This window comes from Aliisedimentitalea sp. MJ-SS2 (genome assembly GCF_032586155.1).
GTDB lineage: Bacteria > Pseudomonadota > Alphaproteobacteria > Rhodobacterales > Rhodobacteraceae > JAWHTC01.
This window is the reverse complement of sequence record NZ_JAWHTC010000003.1, coordinates 1-20,397: the sequence shown is the minus strand read 5'-3', so window position 1 is coordinate 20,397 and position 20,397 is coordinate 1. Positions and strand designations below refer to the sequence as shown.

The 20,397-nt window shown below is 56.9% G+C and carries 19 protein-coding genes and 1 tRNA gene; 10 read left to right on the top strand and 10 right to left on the bottom strand.

The window, feature by feature from the left end:
- Nucleotides 1-75 precede the first annotated feature (75 nt).
- From RXV86_RS12640 to RXV86_RS12630, 3 genes are all read left to right on the top strand, one after another.
- Entirely contained in the window at nt 76-414 is a 339-nt protein-coding gene (locus tag RXV86_RS12640) for a carboxymuconolactone decarboxylase family protein (RefSeq protein WP_316300342.1), read from the top strand.
- 91 nt (nt 415-505) lie between these two features.
- Complete coding sequence (locus tag RXV86_RS12635) at nt 506-961, top strand: EF-hand domain-containing protein (protein WP_316300340.1); 456 nt, start codon at nt 506-508, stop codon at nt 959-961.
- An 84-nt stretch (nt 962-1,045) separates the two neighbouring features.
- On the top strand, nt 1,046-1,906 hold the full coding sequence (locus RXV86_RS12630) for a GH25 family lysozyme (protein ID WP_316300337.1): 861 nt from the start codon (nt 1,046-1,048) through the stop codon (nt 1,904-1,906).
- A 30-nt stretch (nt 1,907-1,936) separates the two neighbouring features.
- Here RXV86_RS12630 and RXV86_RS12625 read toward each other — a convergent pair whose 3' ends face one another.
- Nucleotides 1,937-2,239, bottom strand: a complete 303-nt coding sequence (locus tag RXV86_RS12625) for a hypothetical protein (protein ID WP_316300334.1) — start codon at nt 2,237-2,239, stop codon at nt 1,937-1,939.
- A gap of 275 nt (nt 2,240-2,514) precedes the next feature.
- On the opposite strand from RXV86_RS12625, the gene RXV86_RS12620 reads away from it, so the two are divergent.
- The gene (locus RXV86_RS12620) at nt 2,515-3,405 is read left to right on the top strand and encodes an SH3 domain-containing protein (RefSeq protein WP_316300332.1); all 891 of its coding nucleotides are present in this window, start codon (nt 2,515-2,517) and stop codon (nt 3,403-3,405) included.
- A 56-nt stretch (nt 3,406-3,461) separates the two neighbouring features.
- On the opposite strand, the gene RXV86_RS12615 is transcribed toward RXV86_RS12620, so the two are convergent.
- The 3 genes from RXV86_RS12615 to RXV86_RS12605 form a co-directional block, all read right to left on the bottom strand.
- The gene (locus tag RXV86_RS12615) at nt 3,462-5,966 is read right to left on the bottom strand and encodes an FAD-dependent oxidoreductase (protein ID WP_316301084.1); all 2,505 of its coding nucleotides are present in this window, start codon (nt 5,964-5,966) and stop codon (nt 3,462-3,464) included.
- A 139-nt stretch (nt 5,967-6,105) separates the two neighbouring features.
- Entirely contained in the window at nt 6,106-7,887 is a 1,782-nt protein-coding gene (ggt, locus tag RXV86_RS12610) for a gamma-glutamyltransferase (RefSeq protein ID WP_316300330.1), read from the bottom strand.
- A 129-nt stretch (nt 7,888-8,016) separates the two neighbouring features.
- Nucleotides 8,017-9,003 (bottom strand): D-glycerate dehydrogenase, encoded by a 987-nt coding sequence (locus RXV86_RS12605; RefSeq protein WP_316300327.1) that lies wholly within the window; start codon nt 9,001-9,003, stop codon nt 8,017-8,019.
- 112 nt (nt 9,004-9,115) lie between these two features.
- On the opposite strand from RXV86_RS12605, the gene RXV86_RS12600 reads away from it, so the two are divergent.
- The 4 genes from RXV86_RS12600 (at nt 9,116) to RXV86_RS12585 (ending at nt 13,102) form a co-directional block, all read left to right on the top strand.
- A complete protein-coding gene (locus RXV86_RS12600; protein ID WP_316300324.1) occupies nt 9,116-9,604 on the top strand; it encodes an SH3 domain-containing protein in 489 nt (162 codons plus the stop codon).
- A 266-nt stretch (nt 9,605-9,870) separates the two neighbouring features.
- A complete protein-coding gene (locus RXV86_RS12595) occupies nt 9,871-11,229 on the top strand; it encodes a mechanosensitive ion channel family protein (protein ID WP_316300322.1) in 1,359 nt (452 codons plus the stop codon).
- Nucleotides 11,230-11,288: 59 nt separating this feature from the next.
- A tRNA-Gln gene (locus tag RXV86_RS12590) sits at nt 11,289-11,364 on the top strand.
- A 340-nt stretch (nt 11,365-11,704) separates the two neighbouring features.
- Nucleotides 11,705-13,102 (top strand): hypothetical protein, encoded by a 1,398-nt coding sequence (locus tag RXV86_RS12585; protein WP_316300320.1) that lies wholly within the window; start codon nt 11,705-11,707, stop codon nt 13,100-13,102.
- A gap of 148 nt (nt 13,103-13,250) precedes the next feature.
- Here the strand turns inward: RXV86_RS12585 and RXV86_RS12580 are convergent, their stop codons facing one another.
- The 6 genes from RXV86_RS12580 to RXV86_RS12555 form a co-directional block, all read right to left on the bottom strand.
- On the bottom strand, nt 13,251-14,894 hold the full coding sequence (locus tag RXV86_RS12580) for an RNA-directed DNA polymerase (protein ID WP_316300318.1): 1,644 nt from the start codon (nt 14,892-14,894) through the stop codon (nt 13,251-13,253).
- A gap of 115 nt (nt 14,895-15,009) precedes the next feature.
- Complete coding sequence (locus RXV86_RS12575; RefSeq protein WP_316300316.1) at nt 15,010-16,083, bottom strand: reverse transcriptase family protein; 1,074 nt, start codon at nt 16,081-16,083, stop codon at nt 15,010-15,012.
- On the bottom strand, nt 16,058-16,387 hold the full coding sequence (locus tag RXV86_RS12570; protein WP_316300314.1) for a helix-turn-helix transcriptional regulator: 330 nt from the start codon (nt 16,385-16,387) through the stop codon (nt 16,058-16,060). The genes RXV86_RS12575 and RXV86_RS12570 overlap by 26 nt, the downstream gene beginning before the upstream one ends.
- A 442-nt stretch (nt 16,388-16,829) precedes the next feature.
- Nucleotides 16,830-17,036 carry a hypothetical protein gene (locus RXV86_RS12565; protein ID WP_316300312.1) on the bottom strand — a complete coding sequence of 69 codons (207 nt, stop codon included), beginning with the start codon at nt 17,034-17,036 and terminating at the stop codon, nt 16,830-16,832.
- Nucleotides 17,037-17,704: 668 nt separating this feature from the next.
- Nucleotides 17,705-18,181 (bottom strand): hypothetical protein, encoded by a 477-nt coding sequence (locus RXV86_RS12560; RefSeq protein ID WP_316300310.1) that lies wholly within the window; start codon nt 18,179-18,181, stop codon nt 17,705-17,707.
- A 272-nt stretch (nt 18,182-18,453) separates the two neighbouring features.
- Nucleotides 18,454-19,068 (bottom strand): hypothetical protein, encoded by a 615-nt coding sequence (locus RXV86_RS12555; protein WP_316300307.1) that lies wholly within the window; start codon nt 19,066-19,068, stop codon nt 18,454-18,456.
- Between the two features lie 712 nt (nt 19,069-19,780).
- Here RXV86_RS12555 and RXV86_RS12550 point away from each other — a divergent pair.
- Both RXV86_RS12550 and RXV86_RS12545 read left to right on the top strand, forming a co-directional pair.
- Nucleotides 19,781-20,011, top strand: a complete 231-nt coding sequence (locus RXV86_RS12550) for a hypothetical protein (RefSeq protein WP_316300305.1) — start codon at nt 19,781-19,783, stop codon at nt 20,009-20,011.
- Between the two features lie 2 nt (nt 20,012-20,013).
- Complete coding sequence (locus RXV86_RS12545; protein WP_316300303.1) at nt 20,014-20,211, top strand: hypothetical protein; 198 nt, start codon at nt 20,014-20,016, stop codon at nt 20,209-20,211.
- Nucleotides 20,212-20,397: the final 186 nt, after the last annotated feature.

Below are 20,397 nucleotides of genomic sequence, written 5' to 3'. Positions count from 1 at the left end.
GGGTTGATCCTGATCAAGGAACGGCACTGGCGGGCATGTTCAACGGTGCGCTACGCGACATCAAGGAGACGCCCGATGAGCTGGAAAGCAGATATCGACACCACCCGCAACCAACTGCGCGAGTTGAACAAGACAATTCCCGAGGCCACCAAGGGATTTGCTGCCCTGACCAAGGGAGTGAAGGAAGCCGGCGTACTGGATTTCAAGCACAAGGAATACGTGGCGCTGGGCATCGCGGTGGCCACCCATTGCGAGGCCTGTATTGCCTTTCACATCGAAGCACTGGTTCGGATTGGAGCAAGCCGCGACGAGGTCGCAGACGTGCTGGCCATGGCCATCCAGATGGGTGGAGGCCCGGCGCTGATGTATGCCGGAAAAGCACTGGAATGCTTTGACGAATTGTCGGCAGGATAACAGCTGCAAAACATCTCGGGCCCCAGCGACGGAAACACCGGAGTCGACCGTATCACTGTGAAACGATCACTCACGACTGGAGCAATTGCAAATGAACCGTTTCCTGCTTTCCACCGCCCTGTTCACCCTTGGCTTTGCCGCACAGGCCCAGCAGGGCAATCCCGGCAGCCATTTTGTAGAGAACTGGGACCTGAACGAGGACGGACAGGTTATCCTGGCCGAAACCATCGAACGGCGCAGCGATGTGTTTGCCGCCTTTGACAGCGACGACAATGGCGTGCTGTCGTCGGAAGAGTACGATCTCTTTGACGAAGCCCGGGCCAATTACATGAAGGAAAATGGTATGAGCCAGGGCGCCCGTCAGGATAAAGGCCAGGGCCCGGCGAACCCGGCCAATGGCATGAAGCGTGAGTTCACTGATGCCAATGGAGACGGTCAGGTAACGCAGGAAGAGTTCATGAATGCCGTACCAGGCTGGTTTGCACAGATCGACCGGAACGGTGACGGCGTGGTGACGCAAGCGGATTTCAACAAACGCGGCGAGTAATCGCCCGCCTGCATCGCAAGGGTTGAACGCCGTGGGCACGCTCGGGCAGAGTGAACGCCAAGCTTTTTGATTTAGGAGTTCATTATGCCCACGCGCCGCGCGCTTTGCCTCTCCTTGTCCGCCCTAGCGCTCAGTGCCTGTGGTGGTAGCCCGCGCCGGGGAACGCCACCACCGGCAACGCAACAGCCTGAAATCACGCAGACGCCAACAGCCCTGCCTGCACCACCGGTCATCCGGTCCGATTTCGGCGATAGCGACCCGGTGGACTTCAAGGGCCGCAAGCCCGCGCGCTATGCGGTACACGGGATCGACGCGGCGCGGTTTCAGGATGCCGGTGATTGGCACACGGCCCGCTCGGCGGGAGTCAACTTCGCCTTTATCAAGGCAACCGAAGGCGGCGACTTGCTGGACCCGATGTTTCACGCTCACTGGCGGGCGGCGACACAAGCGGGTGTCCCGGTAGGGGCTTATCATTTCTTCTATTTCTGCACCTCGGCCGAGGTGCAGGCGCGCTGGTTTATCAAGAACGTTCGCAAGAGCCCCGGGATGCTGCCGCCGGTCCTGGACATGGAGTGGAACCCGTTGTCTCCCACCTGCACCCTGCGCCCCGACGGTGCTGTTGTACGCCGTGAAGTGCGCATATTCCTGACAGCGATCGAGGCCCACTACGGCCAGCGCCCGATCATCTATACCACCCCGGCCTTTTACGAGGATACCGGCATCGGCCGCATCCGCGCCGCCGAATTCTGGCTGCGCTCGACGGCGGCAACCCCGGCCGAGACCTATCCCGGCCAGAGTTGGCGTTTTTGGCAGTATTCCAGCACCGGGCTGGTGCCGGGCTTTACCAAAGAGGTCGACCTTAATCTCTTCAACGGCTCGCCCGCCGACTGGGCGGCCTGGCTGGCCGCCCGACGTGTAACCCGAGGCTCGTCCGCGAGCCCATAACGGCCAGCGGGGCCAACCTTGCCGGTCACGTTATTCGCATTTGCGGTAACTTGGATTGTAGCAGTAGGCTTGGCCACCGCTGGGTGGTTTGCAGGCCTGTGTGCCGCTGGTGCAAACCAGACCGGCCGTGCAATTTGCATATCCAAGTTTGTAGCATCCACCGGGGCCGTACGACCCGGCCTCACAGTAGTTCATGCCAGATGGACAACTTCCGGCGATTTCCAAGCCACCAACCATATTCCGCAGCTTGCCTTCGAGCGTGTCGACCGGAGAGGCCATCGCAATACCCGACAACCCAAAGGTGGCAATCATCGACAAGATCAGGGTTTTCATCTTCCGTTATTCCTTCAATTTGCGCCCTATTTTCCGCGATGGCGCATAAGAGGACCTTGACCCGCGTCAACCTTCCGCAGCGTCATGTGTCGCCCTTTGGTTGAAACGTATCGAAACGCCAACAGCAGATCGGCCAATTCCCGCGCATCCCTTTCGCAGTCCACTCCCGGTTGACTCAGAACATGGCCGCCACGCCCTGCCCGTCGGATAATCGGGTTGTGTTGGTAACGGGTGGTCGGGCTGCCCGACCTCCCGCCAGAAAAGGGAGACAAATAATGAAAACGCATATTTCAGCCGCCGCATTTGCGGCATTTGTGATTTACCTGTTTTCGACCGTTTCCGCCTTGGCCACCGAAGCCAAGGCAACGGCGTGGGTCAATGTCCGCTCGGGCCCCGGGTCCGGGTACTCGGTGGTTGACACCATGGCCAAGAACGAGGTCGGCAATATCACCGAATGCCGGAGCAATGGCTGGTGCTATGTGCAACGTTCCGGTCCCGACGGCTGGGTCAGTTCCAGTTACCTGACCGCCTTGACGGCACCCAGCGATCCCAACTGCCGGGTGCGACTGGTGATCGGCTCGGGCGGGCCGCGCTTTGTCGTTAGCTGTGACGGCGGCAGCAGCGGTGTGGATGTAGAGGTCGGCACTCCTGCCCCCAACCGGGTCTGCTTCTTCGCGAACAACAACTATTCCGGCGCCAGCTTCTGCCGTCAGCCAGGGCTCTACAATGCGATGCCCGGGGGCTTCAACAACAAGATCAGTTCGATCCGTCTGCATGGCAACGCCAAGGTGCGGGTCTGTGAGTTCAGGAACATGGGACCGTTCTGCCGCGACCTGAGCAGCAGCGACCCGAGCATCGGCAGCATGCTGAACGACCGCATCTCGTCATTCCGGGTGCATCGGGGTGGTTTGCCGCCGCTGAAACAAGCCTGCCTGTTTGATGGCAACAACTTCACGGGTCAGCATGCGTGCTTCCGCGTTGGGGTTCATAGGCTTCCCGCTGCAGCCTTCAACAAGGCAAGTTCGGTTCGGCTGCATGCCGGAGCACGGGTGCGGCTGTCGCAGAACCCGACGTACGGTGTTGGCGGGGCCTACCACATCACGACCAGCAAGCCGAGCCTGCCGGCGGCATGGAACAACAAGACCAAGTCGGTGAAGGTTGAATGATCTAATTGCCAGTGTGAAAAGAATCAGGCCGGGGAAATCTCCGGCCTGATTTCGTGTTATCCATCAACCCGGATATTGGCATTCGATGGATCATAGGGGCTGTCCTCGACGATTTCGGCGTCCCAGAGCCGATCCAGCATCTTAACCTTCAGCTTCTGGCCGACCTCAGCCAGCTCGGGGCTGACGTAACCCATGCCGATGGACTTGCCAAACACCACCGAATAGCCACCCGAGGTCAGGCGTCCAACCTTGGTGTCGCCATCATACAGCGCCTCGCGCCCCCAGGGGTCGGCATCCTCTGGTCCGTCAATCAGCAGGGTGACGCATTTGCTGCGGATGCCCTTGGCTTCCATCTCGGCCTTGCCTTGGAAGTCTTTGCTGAGGTCGATGAAGCGCGGCAGGTCGGCCTCGGCTGGCGTCGCATCGCGGCCCAATTCGGTGCCGAAAGCACGATAGCTCTTCTCCTGACGCAGCCAGTTCTGGGCGCGGGCACCAACCAGTTTCATGCCGTGTTTTTCACCGGCCGCATTCAGCAGGTCCCACAGGTAGTTCTGCATCTCGATCGGGTGATGCAGTTCCCAGCCCAGCTCGCCGGTATAGGCGACGCGAATGGCACGCACCGGGCACATGCCCAGTTCGATGTCGCGCGCCGTCAGCCACGGGAAGCGCTTGTTGGACAGCGCACTGGCGGGATCGGCGTCACTGATCACCTCTTTCAGCACCTCGCGCGATTTCGGCCCGGCGATGGCAAAGACGCCCCACTGGTTGGTGACATCCTGGATTTCGATATAGCCGAACTCGCCCATCTTGTCCGCGGCGGCCTTGCGCAGGAAGTCGGCGTCATACTCGGTCCAGGCGCCTGCCGAAACGAGGTAATAGTCGTCCTCACCACGACGCACGATGGTGTATTCGGTGCGCGTCGTGCCAGCCGAGGTCAGTGCATAGGTCAGGTTGATCCGACCCACACGCGGCAGCTTGTTGCAGGTGAACCAATCAAGAAACGCCGTCGCACCGGGCCCTTTGACCACATGCTTGGTGAACGCCGTGGCATCGATCAGGCCGACGCCCTCGCGGATCGCCTTGGCCTCGTCCACGGCATATTGCCACCATCCGCCACGGCGGAAGCTGCGGCTGTCGTGATCAAAGCTCTCCGACGCATCCAGCGGGCCATAGTAGTTGGGACGTTCCCAGCCATTTACGAAGCCGAATTGTGCGCCCTTGGCTTTTTGCCGGTCAAACGCAGGAGCCGTACGCAGTGGACGGCAGGCGGGACGTTCTTCGTCCGGATGGTGCAGGACGTAGACGTGGTCGTAGCATTCCTCGTTCTTGCGCGCGGCAAACTCGGTGGTCATCCAGTTTTGCGAATACCGCTTGGGGTCAAGCGACGCCATGTCGATCTCGGCCTCACCATCGACCATCATTTGCGCCAAATAATAGCCGGTGCCACCGGCAGCGGTGATCCCGAAGGAGAAGCCTTCAGCCAACCACATGTTGCGCAGGCCCGGCGCCGGGCCAACCAGCGGATTGCCGTCCGGCGTATAGCAGATCGGACCGTTAAAATCATCCTTCAGACCCGAGTCCGCACAGGAAGGCACGCGCTCGGTCATCGCCATGTACTGTTCGGCAATCCGGTCCAGATCGAGCGGGAACAGGTCGGCACGGAAACTGTCGGGCACACCATGCTCGAAACGCGCCGGTGCGCCGTTTTCATAGATGCCCAGGATCCAGCCGCCACGCTCTTCGCGGGCATAGGATTGCGAGTCGGCATCGCGCACAACCGGGTGTTCGGGATTGCCCTCGGCGCGGTATTTCACCAACTCCGGATCCTGGTCCATCACGATGAAGGTGTGTTCGACCGGGATCGCGGGCATCTTGATACCCAGCATCTTGGCGGTGCGCTGGGCGTGGTTGCCCGACGCCGTCACAACGTGCTCCGCAGTGATCACAACCTGCTCGTCGCCGGGCACCAGGTTGCCGCCCTTTTCGACCATCTTGGTCACGGTGACTTCCCAATGGGTACCGTTCCAGTGGAAAGCATCGGCTTGCCATTTGCGCTCGATCGCGACACCACGCTGACGCGCGCCCTTGGCCATCGCCATAGTTACGTCGGCCGGATTAATGTAGCCATCCTCGGTATGATAGATCGCACCTTTCAGATCATCGGTGCGAATGAGCGGCCAGCGCTCCTTGATCTGCCCCGGGGTCAGCCATTCATACTTCACACCGCAGGTTTCTGCGGTCGAGGCATAGAGCATGTATTCGTCCATGCGGTCCTGCGTCTGTGCCATGCGCAGATTGCCGACCACGGCAAAGCCCGCATTCAGCCCGGTTTCCTCTTCCAGCGTCTTGTAGAAATCGACCGAATACTGGTGAATGTGGGTGGTGGCATAGGACATGTTGAACAACGGAAGAAGACCGGCAGCGTGCCAGGTCGAGCCGGAAGTCAGCTCGTCACGTTCAATCAGCATGACATCGTCCCAGCCCGCCTTGGCCAGGTGATAGGCAATCGCGGTGCCAACGGCACCACCGCCGACAACAAGAGCTTTGACATTGGTTTTGATATCAGAAGTCATGGGAGATGCCCCTCCGGGTCAGATGGAATTACCAACCTTTTAGCGCATGGGAAAAATCGCGCACAGCCCAGCCGACCTTTGATCGACCGATTCCGACGCGTGGCGCTTGTCGCGAACGTCGGGGTCCTTATTGCCCCAGTACAATTCCCTCACGGCGCGGGTCGGCGCCACCGGCCAGCCCGTCCCGCAGGTCGATACCATGCAAGCCTGAATTGAGCCCCCGCGCCTTGACCTCATAACCCAGTTCCTTGAGTGACGCGGTCAGGGCTTCAGCGTTGGTGCCGCCCTCCACGTCGTATGTGCCGAACCGATTAACCAGGTGCGGCAAGGCGATGGCTTGTTGAATATCCATGCCCCAATCCGCCCAGGCGATGATGGTTTTGGCGACATAGCCGATGATCCGGCTGCCACCGGGGCTGCCGATCACCAGAATCGGCTTGCCACCCTGCATCACGATGGTCGGCGCCATCGAGGAACGCGGCCGCTTGCCCGGCTCCACCCGGTTGGCCACCGGAACACCACCGCGATGGCTGCGGAACGAGAAATCGGTCAGTTCGTTGTTCAACAGGAATCCCCGGACCATCAGCCGAGATCCAAAGGCGTTCTCGATGGTGGTGGTCATCGACAAGGCGTTGCCCTCGGCATCGACAATCGAGATATGCGAAGTCGACGGCAGTTCGATTGCGTCGTCATCGGCCCAATTGAGCGCGTGGTCAAATTCGGGCTTGCCCGGTGCCACCTCGGGCAGGGCATCGTCACCGCGCAACAGGGCGGCACGTTCCGACAGGTAGTCCGCGTCCAGCAGCCCCTTCACCGGCACCGGCACGTAATCGCTGTCGGCGATGTAGCGTCCCCGGTCGGCAAAGGCGAGACGGCTGGCGTCACCGATCAGGCGCCAAGCCTCGGGATTCTCGTGGCCCAGTGCAGTCAGGTCATAAGGCACTAGCATACCCAGTATCTGCCCCACAGTCAGGCCACCTGATGAAGGCGTCCCCATGCCGCAAATCTCGTATCCCCGGTAGGGCACACAGACCGGTTCACGTTCCTTGACCCGATAAAGCATCAGGTCGACCTCGCTCAGGGTCCCGGGGTTGTCTTCGACCCCCTGAACCTTGGCGACAATATCCTTGGCTATCTTGCCTGTGTAGAATTGCTTGGCCCCCTGCCCGGCCAAAACACGCAAGGTTTCTGCGTAGGCCGGGTTCTTCAGAATGTGCCCTTCGCGCAGAGCAAAACCATCGGGCAGGAAATAACCGCGCGTTTCAGGGTCCCGCATCAGGCGCTGAGCGTCATTCGTCACTAGCGCCGCGAGGCGCGCCGAAACGGCAAAGCCCTCATCAGCCAGTTTAATCGCATCGCCAAACAAGCCAGCCCATTCAGAGCGGCCCCAGCGTGCGTGGGCCGCCTGCATCAGAGCTGGTGTGCCTGGCACCCCAACCGAACGTCCCCCGACCACCGCATCAAAGAACTTGAGCGGTTTGCCCATGTTGTCCTGAAACAGCGTCGGCCCAACCAAGAGCGGCGCGGTTTCGCGGCCATCAAGCGTTGTCAGTTTCCCCGAGGCCGCATCGTAGTAAACAAGGAAAGCCCCGCCCCCGAGGCCCGAACTTTGCGGCTCGACCAACCCTAACACCGCCTGCACCGCAACCATTGCGTCCGCCGCGCTGCCGCCCCGTTCCAGCACCCTTGCACCAGCGGTCACCGCATGGGGATTAGCCGCTGACACCATCCATTTTTGCGCCCGGACCGGCCTGCCCGCCGCCTTTTCTGCCTGTGCCTCGGCCACCACACCCGAGATCGCTTCGGTACTCAGCGCCGTCGGGGCTTCGGGCAATACGCTGTCGGCCGTTTCCTGCGCTGCGACTGCACCGCCAACGCATGCCAGCGCCGCGAGCATCAAACCCCGCATAGCCCCAGTTCGATAATCTAAAGACACGCTCGTCTCCGTCCTTGCCGGTCACGGCACCCCAGTGCCTTGGCACGATCATGCGCGCAAAACACACGTTTTGGCAATTCTCTGTTCAGCGTCAGCCCGAAGCTAGCCCATTCCCGGGATCACCTGATCCGGCGGACGGTGACCGTCATCGAAGGTCTTGATGTTGATGATCACTTTCTCACCCATTTCGACCCGGCCTTCATAGGTGGCGCTGCCCATATGCGGTGAAAGCACAACATTGGGCATCTCGCGCAGTTTCGGGTTCACCTCGGCGCCGTGTTCGAACACGTCGAGCCCCGCCCCGCCAAGTTCTCCAGCCTCAAGCATCCGTACCAACGCGTTTTCGTCGATCACCTCGCCACGCGAGGTGTTGACCAGCACAGCGTCCGATTTCAGCAGTTTCAGCCGCCGCGCATTCATCAAGTGGAAGGTCGACGGCGTGTGCGGACAGTTAATCGAAATGACATCCATCCGCGCCACCATCTGGTCGAGGCTCTCCCAATAAGTTGCACCGAACGCCTCTTCGGTCTCGGGGCGCAGCCGGTGACGATTGTGATAATGGATCTGCATGCCGAAGGCCGCGGCGCGCCGCGCCACCGCTTGGCCGATTCGCCCCATGCCGAGAACACCCACGCGTTTACCGTTGACCCGTGTACCCAAGAGAGCCGTGGGCGACCAACCGGTCCACTCCCCAGCTTGCATCCGCGCCAGACCCTCGGGAATGCGCCGTGTCACCGCCAGCATTAGTGCCATGGCCATGTCCGCCGTATCATCTGCCGACACGCCCGGTGTATTCGACACCAGCACCCCGCGCTGGCGCGCCGTGGCCACGTCGATATGATCCACGCCCGAGCCATAGTTGGCGATCAGCTTGAGCTGCGGCCCGGCATTCCCGATCAAACCAGCGTCGATCTCGTCAGTGATCGTCGGGACCAATACATCGGCCTCTTTCACCGCCGCCACCAGCTCTTCACGGGTCATCGGCGTGTCATCATCGCGCAAGCGAACGTCGAACAGCTCCTTCAAACGTGTCTCTACTACCTCGGGCAAGCGTCGCGTAACGACAACACTCAGACGTTTCGTGGGCATGTATTTCCTCCCGTGGCTTTTCTCGCGCGCTCGATACTGGCAAAGTGACGGATAGTCAGCCGAGGCACAAGAACCTCGTGCGATTTCATTGAGGCAGCCAGGGGCAGAAGCTATGAAACGCTTCCTATTCATCCTATTTTCAATGCTCGCCGCATATTCGGCGACAGCCAAGGAACGCGGCAGCGTCACCAACCTGCCGATCCCGCGCTATGTCTCAATCAAGACCGATGAATGCAACGTTCGGCGTGGACCGTCGCTGACTCATCGAATCGACTGGGTGTTCCAGCGCAAGGGCATGCCGGTCGAGGTTGTGGCCGAGCACGGACATTGGCGTCGGGTACGCGACCGCGACGGCGAGGGCGGTTGGGTGCATTACTCACTTCTGTCTGGCGTGCGCACGGTGATCGTCGAGGATGACATGCTGGAACTGCACCTTGGCCCCGATGAAACAACGCCGGTCAACGCCCAGGTTGAAACCGGGGTGATTGCGCGGTTGGGCGAATGCAATGACGGTTGGTGCCGTCTGAGCGCGGGCGGCTATCGCGGCTGGGCCCCGAAACAGGCGGTCTGGGGGGTGAGACCAGGTGAAATCCGCGATTGAGCGGTGACCAAGACCCGCACGCAACGTCAGCCATAAAAGCACCCTGGCGCATATACACCGTGCCCGACCTCCCCTACGGGCGGACATTTACCAAAACGTAGCTGCACAATGAGACTATGAAGAGCGAATGATGGCGATGCTGCTTGCTCCTCGCCGCCCTCCCTAGGTCGGGCATGACGCTACCAGCTCCAACTCTATTCAGTTGCAGCCCCTTCCCAAGCCACGCTAGGATCGGCCAAGTTTATTACCAACACAGAATTGAGCCCATGTTCCGACTTGCCCTTTTCGCAGCCTTCGCCGCCGCGGTTTTCGCCATTTCCTTGACCGGTCCCGCCGCCGCCCAATCCAGCGATCAGCCTTCGGGCACAATCACGGTCGAGGACAGCGCCACCAAGGATGCCGCCATCGCCGTGCGCATCCGCGATATCCTGGCCGAGCTGGGCGATTACCAGGACGTCACCGTCACCGTGGCGTCGGGCATCGTCACCCTGCGTGGCACCACACTCGACAACGCGACCGCCACGCGGCTCAACGAAATTGCCGGCCGGGTCGAAGGCGTTGTCGCCATCGAAAACGAAGTGACTGAAACCACGGACGTGGTCGAACGGCTCAACCCCGCAATCGAGCGCTTCTGGGAGCGTCTGAAACAACTCCTCGCCTATACCCCGCTTCTCGCCGTCGCCCTGCTCGGCTTTGCCATTGTCGTGATCATCGGCTTTTTCATCGCCCGGCTTCGTCAGCCGTGGAACCGGCTCGCCCCCAATGCCTTCATCGCTGACATTTATCGCCAGTTGATCCGCTTGGCCTCACTCATTGCCGGGTTGGTGGTGGCGCTCGATGTGCTGGGGGCCACTGCGCTTCTGTCGACCATCCTCGGCGCCGCCGGCATCATCGGTCTGGCCATCGGTTTTGCCGTGCGCGACACGGTCGAAAACTTTATCGCCTCGATCATGCTTTCGATCCGCCAACCCTTCCGACCCAACGACTCGATCGAGATCAATGGCGACGAGGGAAAGGTGATCCGCCTGACCAGTCGCGCGACGATTCTGCTGAACTGGGACGGCAACCATGTGCGCATCCCGAACTCGACCGTGTTCAAATCCCGAATCCTGAACTATTCGCGCAATCCCGAACGGCGCTTCAAATTCGACATCTCGGTGGACTACGGCACCGATCTGGCCCAGGCGCTGCAATTGGTCCACGACACGCTGGAACCGCTCGATTTCGTGCTGGCAAAGCCTGCCGTCGACGCCTGGATCGTGGAACTGGGCGGCTCGGACATCACCCTGCGCGTGGTCGGCTGGATCAATCAACGCAACACCTCGATCCTGGCCGCCAAATCCGAGGCCATCCGCCTGACTCTCAGAGCGTTCGAGGCTGCCGGCATCGAGATGCCTGAACCAACCTACCGCATCCTGACCGATGCAATTGGTACCGCCGCGCCCAGCCTGAAAAAGCCAGGCAAACCCGCGCTCGCGACCCCTGCCCGGTCCGTCGCCGAGACCACGGATGCACTTAATGTCGAGGCCACGGCCGAGCAAGAACTGGAGTTGATCGTCGACGAGGAACGCGAAGCCACAAAGGAAGACGACCTGCTCAATCGCGAGGGCGCAACGACCGAGTAGAAAAAAGTGAAACTTGGTCTTGCACACGCGCGATCATCGGCTTAATTAGCGCGTCACGTTGGGAAGTAGCTCAATTGGTAGAGCACCGGTTTTTGGTACCGTAGGTTGCAGGTTCGAGTCCTGCCTTCCCAGCCACAGCTCTCTAAGACAATGTGGTAAGGGTTCCGGGTCTTTGGACTGGCCGGAAATGCCCCCGTTTATGCCCCTGTTTCAAGGACCCTCATCCAGGGGTTCTGACCCTATCCCTATGTATGATTCCTAGGGGGATATACCTACTACATAATAGGTATAAGTAATGGATAAGAAGAAAGAGAAGGAACCTAATAAGACCCCTTGGTAAGGTCCCTAAGAGGACTATCTAGAAGGGGATACTAGAAGGGCAGGCAGGACAGCACCATTGGCAAGGATAGATAACCCCAGGCACTCCAGGCCGATCGACGTGCATCGGTGGTCAGAGCATTCCGAGGTAAAGGCCTTGGTGGATACAATCTGGGAGAAGTACCTGCCCGAGGATATTACCAAGGCGGGACCGGGGCCGAAGCCAAGGACGGCGTTCAGGAAGCAGCTGAGGGTGCTGATCCTGGACCTCTACGTGGCATGGCTGGATGACCCAGAGCTGTGTATCGGGGTGTCGATGTCGCCCAATTCCTATCACGTCAACTCCCGTTACAACGCTATCCACATCTCTAAGAAGATCATCCCAATCATCAAGGAACTGCATGCCGCTGGGCTGCTCGATATGGCCAAGGGCAGCTATACTGCTCCTGGGGCTAGAGGCAATCGAACCACCCGTATCCGGGCCTCCGAGGAACTTCAGGCGATGTTCCGGGAGGCCAAGTTCATCCGGGATGATGTGGGCCGGGTCGAGGGCGAGGAGATCATCATCCTTCGCGACGATAAGCGGAAGCAGGTCGAGTACGACGATACCGACCAGACCAATGCGATGCGCGAAGACCTGAAGGCCTACAACGAGCTGATCCAGTCGTCCTTCATCGACATCTCGACCTTGGAAGAGCCGAAGATACAGGTGCATTCGGATGTTGAAGCTTCCTTGGTCACGATCAACGCTGACAGTGCCCAGACGCATCGGATCTTCAGCCGCAACCGATGGGACATGAATGGTCGGTTCTACGGTGGGTGGTGGCAGCGCATCAACAGCGACTGGCGATCGAGAATTCTGATCGACGACAAGCCAACGGTCGAGGTGGATTTCAAGGCCCTGCACGTTGCCATGCTCTACGCCAAGAACAACGTGCAGCTATTCTGTGACCCTTATGATCTGGAGCAAAAGTTATTTAAAGGATTTCCACGAAAAGCAGTACGGAAGATCATCAAGCAACTGGTGCTTATGGCGATCAACGCAAAGGAAAAAGGTGCAGCTTACAAGGCATTCCGCGAGAGTTTTCCGGCGGGAAATATCTGCAAGAGCATGAAAAACGACGAGCTCGATAAATTCCTCGACGCGTTCCTAGAACTGAATCCGAAGGTGGCTGACTACCTGTTCACCGACCAAGGGATTCGGCTGATGTACCTGGACAGCCAGATCACAGAGCGGATTCACAAGCACTTCACGGAGCAAGGTGTACCGGTGCTGTCGGTTCATGACAGCTACATCATCGACGTAATGAAAGTGGACGAGATGCGAGAGGTCATGGCCCGGGTTTCGGAGGAGGTTGTGGGGGTCGAATTGGCAACGTCAATCAAGGTGCCCGGGCTGCCGGAGTACTCGGACGTGACAGACGCTCAGCTGCAGGAGCACATCGACAACAGGACGGGCAGCCGGAGCAGGGGATACATGGAGCGGCTGTTCGCGTATCAGGATCGGACCGGCAGGAGTATTGGTCCCGAGGCTGGGTTGGAGGATTTAGACTGACGCACCTTTTGTTGGCTTGCCGACATGACTTCCAGCCTTTCGATTGTCGCCGCAGAGCAGATTTCGATAAGCAGCCCTTCCACGCGTTTCACGGTTGCTCCCCGCTGCAATTTGCACAGGCCACTCTCAGTGAATTCAAACGCATTCTTCAATAGAAAAAGAAGTCATCAGAATCGTATTCATCCGCGTCAACTTCGTCAAAATCAGGAAACACTTCCTCGTCCTCGTGAGCTGGATAGAAGTCGTCCTCCTTGAGAGCCCATGCAAATGCGGAAATGCCAAAGGCACTCACATCGTAGAAGTGAACGTCGTTTTTGTTCATTAGTTTAAAAAACTTCCTTGGATCACCCGGCTGGCCGATTTTCTTGTTTTTCGCAGCGGCCTTCCATCCTCGTTTTTCTGTTTCGTACAGGAATAGCCACTCTGATGAGCTCAGTGTCGAGTTTGAGTAGCGAACCGAAACCTCTGAAAGTCCCCCTTTGACAAGCCCATTGTGATCGGCATGGGCCAATACTAAATCCACCAAAACAGACTCAACCTCGAAACAGAGATTCTTGTGGGCTTTGGAGAGCTTAAGATCGAAATGAATGTAGAGGTACAAAAACCACAAGAGCGAAACGGTGTCGTGCCTCCGAGAGCATTCTTCCACTCCCCACCTGAGCATTCTCTTCTGAGCGCGATCGAGGTCATCGCCTCCCTTAAGGCCGACGATCAAAGGTGCCACCCAACTTACAAAACGTGGCGATGAGTACAGCAAGGTCTGAAGGTGGCGCAGAGCAAGTTCTTTATCCGCACATGAAGCGATCTTTTTCGCAAACCGGCTTAGTCCGTAACCCACGACATTGGACCCAGGATATGCTTCTCGCTCACTAGCCAAAAGTGCAAAGAAGCCATTCAAGAACTCCGCGTCCTCCAGGTCCTTTAGCAAGCTGAACTTGGGCTCCCAGCGAAGGTTTTCTGGTAATTCACCAGAAGCAATCTGTGTCTTCCCATCGTGGCTTCTAAGCTCGAATTTCCTGATTTCCTTTTCGAACCTAGCGATCACTCTCTCAGCTTCTGTCGTATTCTCGACGCCAATCTCGTAATCATCAATGTTGTGGAACACTTGTCTTTTTTGCAGGCCAGGCCCATTCTTCTTTAACTCGCAGTCGATCCGGGACAGCAAGATTTCGGATACCACTCGAGAGGTATCAGGACCAATGGGTATGCCAATCGTTTGATTGCGGTTACAGGCTCTAACAAGACGATCAAGTTGCGCACTCCAATGCTTCTCCAAAGTTTTTTTCTTATGACGTTTCAACGCCTTCGATTTCCCCAAAACAGCCCAAGGGATCGAGTGGGAATAGATCGAACCATAAAACCTGTTGATGTCCAAGTGGACCACGGAAGGGTAAGCGCTCGAGAGATAAGCCTGTTTCTTCAGCTTCCCTGAGAACGACGACTTTTGAAATGCCCGTCCACCCACAATTAGGTTGTCTGGGAAAGAAATTTTAAATGCAGAGAATTGGCTTACGGCCATAACCTTTTCGATTTTTTTCCAGTTACCGGCCAAAAACTCTGAGAGCATCGCATAGTTAATGGGATTAATTATGCCGAAAGTTCTGTGGTTTCCTTGAAATGTAGCTCCGTCCAAGAAAATAGTCTCACCCGAGAAATCATCCTGCGGTTTCAAATATTCTGGTTTCGAGGCAAGCAATGCTCCAAATTTATCGGTTCGAAAAGTTGGCGGTAACTCACGTGGGTAAAATCCCCGCTCAAGGAGCCGCTGAAAAATCACTTTCTTGCTCGTCACAGATTTAGTGCCCTCTTCCGAGATTTCGCCCAAAAGTGACTTAACACTTGAGCCTAGTGAAGTCTTTAACCATCAGTTATTCAATGCACGGTCAGCGTCCGGCCCGTAAATCGCTCTAAAACGGCAGAGCGTCAATTTCGGCTTTGCGTGCTATCTTCTCAGAGTCGCTTAATTGAAGAGCGCCCGATGTTCGCGCCAGGAATTCCTGCTGATGAGACCGACGCGCTTTTTCACGTTTTTGGCGGATAGAATTCATCTCGCTCGCAATTTTTTGGCCACGCTGGCTCGATGGCCCGACTACGGCGCGGATGCCACCGAGATGAGACAAGAGGCGAGTAGACGATGTGTCTTTCTCCTCGAAAGTTTCGCATGCTTTCAGTTCCGCCCACAGTTCCTTAGAGCGGAGTTCCAATCGGCGCGGGACCACGAGGTTCGAACCCACAACACCCACGCCGGTTATGAACACTGCGCGATTGCCTGTATAGGTTTTTAACTTGTGTGAACGCAAACCATGCTCGGAGATGATCGCTCTGATGGCTGTGCGAAGGTCACCGGTCAATCGTTCGCCGGAAATCGTCAAGTCATCGACCCATACGGTATAACTGAGATCATCCGACCTGCAGCGATCCGCAATGCGATCAAACATTGGACGGTGAACCAGCGCGGCAAGAACAGGCGTTAGTGGTGACCCGAAACAGGCGCAGTCGTCAGCAGTTGCCAAATGACCAATCAGCCCAGCAACGTCGGTTTGCATGCCAAATTGAGCGGCAAGTGAATTCCGTATCATCTGGCGCGTTGTTGAGGGGTAGAACTGTCGCAGGTCAAGTGTGAGAAACTGTGCCGCATCCAAGTGAGCTGCCGCATTATCCCTCTGCGCGCGGCCTTTCCGCGGGCTCATTAGATAACTTGGCTGAACAATCTTCGAAAGATGGAACTTAAGGCGTTCGTGCACAGCCCGAAGTCTCCCTTCGGGATAAACAAGTTCACGGGTCTTGCCGTTGGTAGTAATCGTTCTGCGAACGAGAAACTGCTCCTTGAAACGCCCAGTTGCTAGAGTTTTCAAATCGCTCTTAGTTTCGCGCACCAGCGCCGCAATGTCCTTTTGTGTTGGGCTTTGAGCAAGCGGCGAGCGTTCGAGCTCATAGCGTTCGCCTGTCTTTTTCCTACTGCGCCGTTGCATCTTCTGCATCTATCGGCTTGAGTTTGCGAAGAATTGTCAAAGCTTTCTCAGCAATGATCAGCCGCCCTTTGCGCACCGGCGCTTGCCCTTCAATTTCCTCCGCGAAGAACATGAGCTGCGACTTCTTCACCCCTAATGCAGTGCTATATCGGTCCAGTGTTTCAAGTGTCACCGACTTCGCCCCGCGTTCGATTTCAGAAACCATCGCCTGCGACATACCGAGAGCATCGGCCATTTCCGCTTGCGAATAGCCCCAATACATACGGGCAAGCGACAAGGCTTCATTCATCATTTGACGTTTCGGTTCAGCCATGGGTAACACCAAGGGCTGTAAAGGGGGCATCGATCACTCCCACCAAGACATCAACAGGTCCAAAGCCCTCATGATGCCGACGACAAGCATCCAGAGATGCCGCCGCCAAGATGGACGTTTCCGACGCCGTCGCTGGCGATGATCTTTTCGTTTTCGCATCGTATTTGCTCCTCAGTTCCGACCAGTGAAAGTACTGGCCCCCGTAGGAACGAGGATTGCGATCAGCGACGTTTGACCCCTTCCATGCCGCACCCAACCCCGGATGGGTGCGGCGCGCGGCCACGGTCCCGTCCGAGACGCAGGTGAGAGTCGAAGGCGCAAAGCCTTCACAGGGCCTCTGGCCCCAGCCTTTGTCGGGTTCTGCTAATGCGAAAATCATCACATCATCAAATTAGTTGATGGGCCCTACATGCGCAAGTAAAAAATTACTGATAGTGATAATTCATTCCTTTTTGCGTATAGCTTTGATGTCGTGAGACAGCTGCTTCCTGAACGCCGTCCTTGGCTTCGGCCCCGGTCCCGCCTTGGTAATATCCTCGGGCAGGTACTTCTCCCAGATCGTATCCACCAAGGCCTTCACCTCGGGATGCTCAGACCACCGATGCACGTCGATCGGCCTGGAGTGCCTTGGGTTGTCTATCCTTGCCATGTGATGCTGTCCTGCCTGCCCTTCTTACCCCTCTACATAGTCCTCTTAGGGACCTTACCAAGGGGTCTTATTGGGTTCCTTCTCTTTCTTCTTATCCATTACTTATACCTATTATGTAGTAGGTATATCCCCCTAGGAATCATACATAGGGATGGGGTCAGACCCCCCTGGATAAGCACCGCCATGGGCCACCCTGAAACAGGGGCATAAACGGGGGCATTTCCGGCTAATCCGAGGACCCGGAAACCATGCTACATTGTCTAATAGGATGATGGCTGGGAAGGCAGGACTCGATGCGTGGTGATCAGCTTCATCGCCTTAGCCAAGCCCTACGCCGAACTGGGGCAGTTCCTGGGGCACTTCCGATATAGCCAGATACGAGCAATCAGGTGACGGCTGGGGTGGTAGGAAACCCTGCCTTGGCTTTCCCTTCATCGGCTTAGCCTGTGAAGCCGCGAGTTTGGGGCATTCCTGGGGGCGAAATGGGTAAAGAGAGCCTGGATACGGGGCCCATATATGAGGAGGGAACACTAGGAAACAGCTTGTGTATGGGGATGCAGAAAGCGCCTCAGGGACGACGTATGGGGCTGGTCTGGGAAGAGATTGAAGGGAGGACTAGCGGCTGAGAATGTCCCAAATGCGGACAAACAAGCCTTAGGTCACCCAGTCTAATCGATGTCGAAGGTCGAATGCACTGTGTCGAAGGCGGGTTTGAATTCGTCCCGGTCCCGGAGGGTGGTTTCACAATCAACCATGTGCGCCACACCTTTGTGAAGGAAGTAGGCCCGCTTCGACCACCCGTCGTCATTCATAAGTACCGACACCCTCACACCCGCGACCCCTGAGGCGGTAGTAATGTTGTTTCGCTCAATTTCGGTTTGCAGTATCCCGTCCTTCTCTAGCTCCGCGGCCAATGCCTCGGTCATCCGGTCCGCGATTTCCGCAACCGATTTTACGTCGGTGGTGAAGCTGTGAATGCCACAGAAACCCCGCTTGTCTGCCGGACCTACATCTGCGCGTACGTAGGTATCGGAGGCATCGACCAACTCAATGTCCCATTCCTCGGGTGCATAAAAGGCTATTCCCAAATCCGGGTTGCGGAAAATCTCATTATCCGCTTCCGCTTGCGAAATCGATACCGCCAAAAACAAAACCGCCAGAAAGAACCTTCTCATCGATCACCTCCAAAGTTTCGTTTCTCCAATTTCAGTGAAAAATACCGGGAAGTGACGAAGAGCGCTTTGATCTGGTTCCCGGAAACGTGTCGAGACAAAACCCGTGCTTTCAGTCGCGCCAGCCTTCGGTCGTCAAATAGGGTCCTTTTGTCCCACTCAATACTCATTTCGTTTTCGTCCTCTTTAGAACTTAGGCGAGCAGTAAGAGCTCCGAGGGTAGCTGCGCCGAATTCCACCGAGGGCTAGAATTGCCAGCCAAAGGCCGAGAACCGATGCGTATCTTCCCACTTGAACAGATTTCTCGATAGCAATTCGACCAAGAATGACCAGATCTGCTTTTCGCTGGCCTTGTTCACAATGCGCGGAAACTTGAATGGCTCGTCGCCAGCGTCAGTGCAAGAAATCTTGATTCCATGCGAGCGAGCTACACGCTTGACGCGCTTGTCCTTGCAGTCGACTGCGCCAACAATGCCAACACCTCCAGGAGTGACGACAACTGGATAAATGAGAACGGTCGCATCATAGCCGTGCAGCGGTGCATCTCGACGTCTTTCGTTCGGTTCTTGGTATTGGATCAAGAATATCGGCTCACCGTTACGAGTTCCAAAGCGCCGTATCAACCAACCTTTGTATGCGTCCGTTTCCTGCGAGCCAACTTCATTGGCTAACGTCAGTCGGTATTGTTTGCCTTTCCAGCGCTTAAACCGAATAAATGTGCGTTCGTCTTGCGGCTGCGCATAGGGATTGTACTCCGTATACTGGAGGCGAGCGCCTACATTTTCAGCGGTAGCATCGGAAATCGCGGGGGAATCAGAAAGGAAACACCCCCCGAGTGAAACGAAAAGCACGATACACATGAGAAATCTCAATTTATCCTCCCTTCAAATTCTGTGGGCGGTGGTAAATGGCTTCGTGTCGCTGGCCTCTTTCCTAAGTTCAAACCCACTTCGCAATATTGGTCGACTTTAGGTGTCATCGCATCTGGGTGAAAAGATACGTTCGCGGCTCATTGTGAACCATGTAAGTGGCAACTCCACCCAACCCCATTGAACCGAATGCTTGCCTATATTGCTTTTTCGGCGCGACTTTCAGCCAAATCATACCGCAGCGACTTGGCGACACAAACACTCTGATGTTCGACTTTGTTGACGCATAGCCTTCGTCACCTAAGACTTTACCAGCCGGGACGAACCCAATTTTGAGAGCCCTTGCGACTCTGTCTTCAAACTTTCGATTGTCGACGCATACTTGCGTGTAAATCGCCACTGCTTCTGCTGGCGTTGGCCCTGTGTTCTTAATTCTCTGTGCTTGGGATTCTTGGGCTGAAATCACGGCAAAGCAGAACGAAAGAACTACCACAGTCAGTATTCTGAATATCACCGGAGCGAGACAAAAATTGCAGATTGGAGTATTCTTCCACCGAACTCCTGACATATCTGCTTCCTCCATGGCCGCTAGTTCTAAGTTTATCTGAAGGCTGGAGCAATTGTCGTTGAGCCAAGTCAAGCACCCGAAAAACCGAGCAACCTCAAGCATCTATGATGGAGCAATCATCATGGAGATACATAGATGCTTACAACCTTCACACTGCTTGTCGCAGTCGGGGGCGGCTTTCGGCTGGCCCTGAGCTGGGCACTGAAACACCGTTTCGGACTTCAGCTTTCCATCCCACAGGGGCTTGCGACGGTCCTGCTGGTCCTGTCGGCCATACCGGACTGGTTAAAGCCGATCCCCTTCCCCTTGTCCCTCGGCTTTACCCTGGGTGCCTTACTGCCCGACCTCTTCACGCGGAGGGGTTAGGCATGAGCTATCTGGACCTGAAAGAAGGCGACGTCGTCGTCATTCGCGCCGGAGAAGACTGGCCGGAACACCTCTTCCTCGTCGATGAGGTCTACGAGGACCTCGTAACTGGCTACTCGCTCACCGGTCCCCTCAAAGATGAGTACGGCGAGCCCGACTTCGATCTCATCCTGCGCGTCCATTCTCGGGCGGCTGACTGAACCAATCCCACAATTCGATACGAAAGGAACAGACCATGTCGTCTGCACGCATTCGCTATGCCTATCTCAAGGGCCAGACTTGGCTCTATAGGCGCAATTACCCCAAGGAGGTGAGCCTCCCCATCTGAACTGGTCCACCGCTATGTTTAGGAAACGGAGGACCGAGAATGGCGAACAAGCGACCGA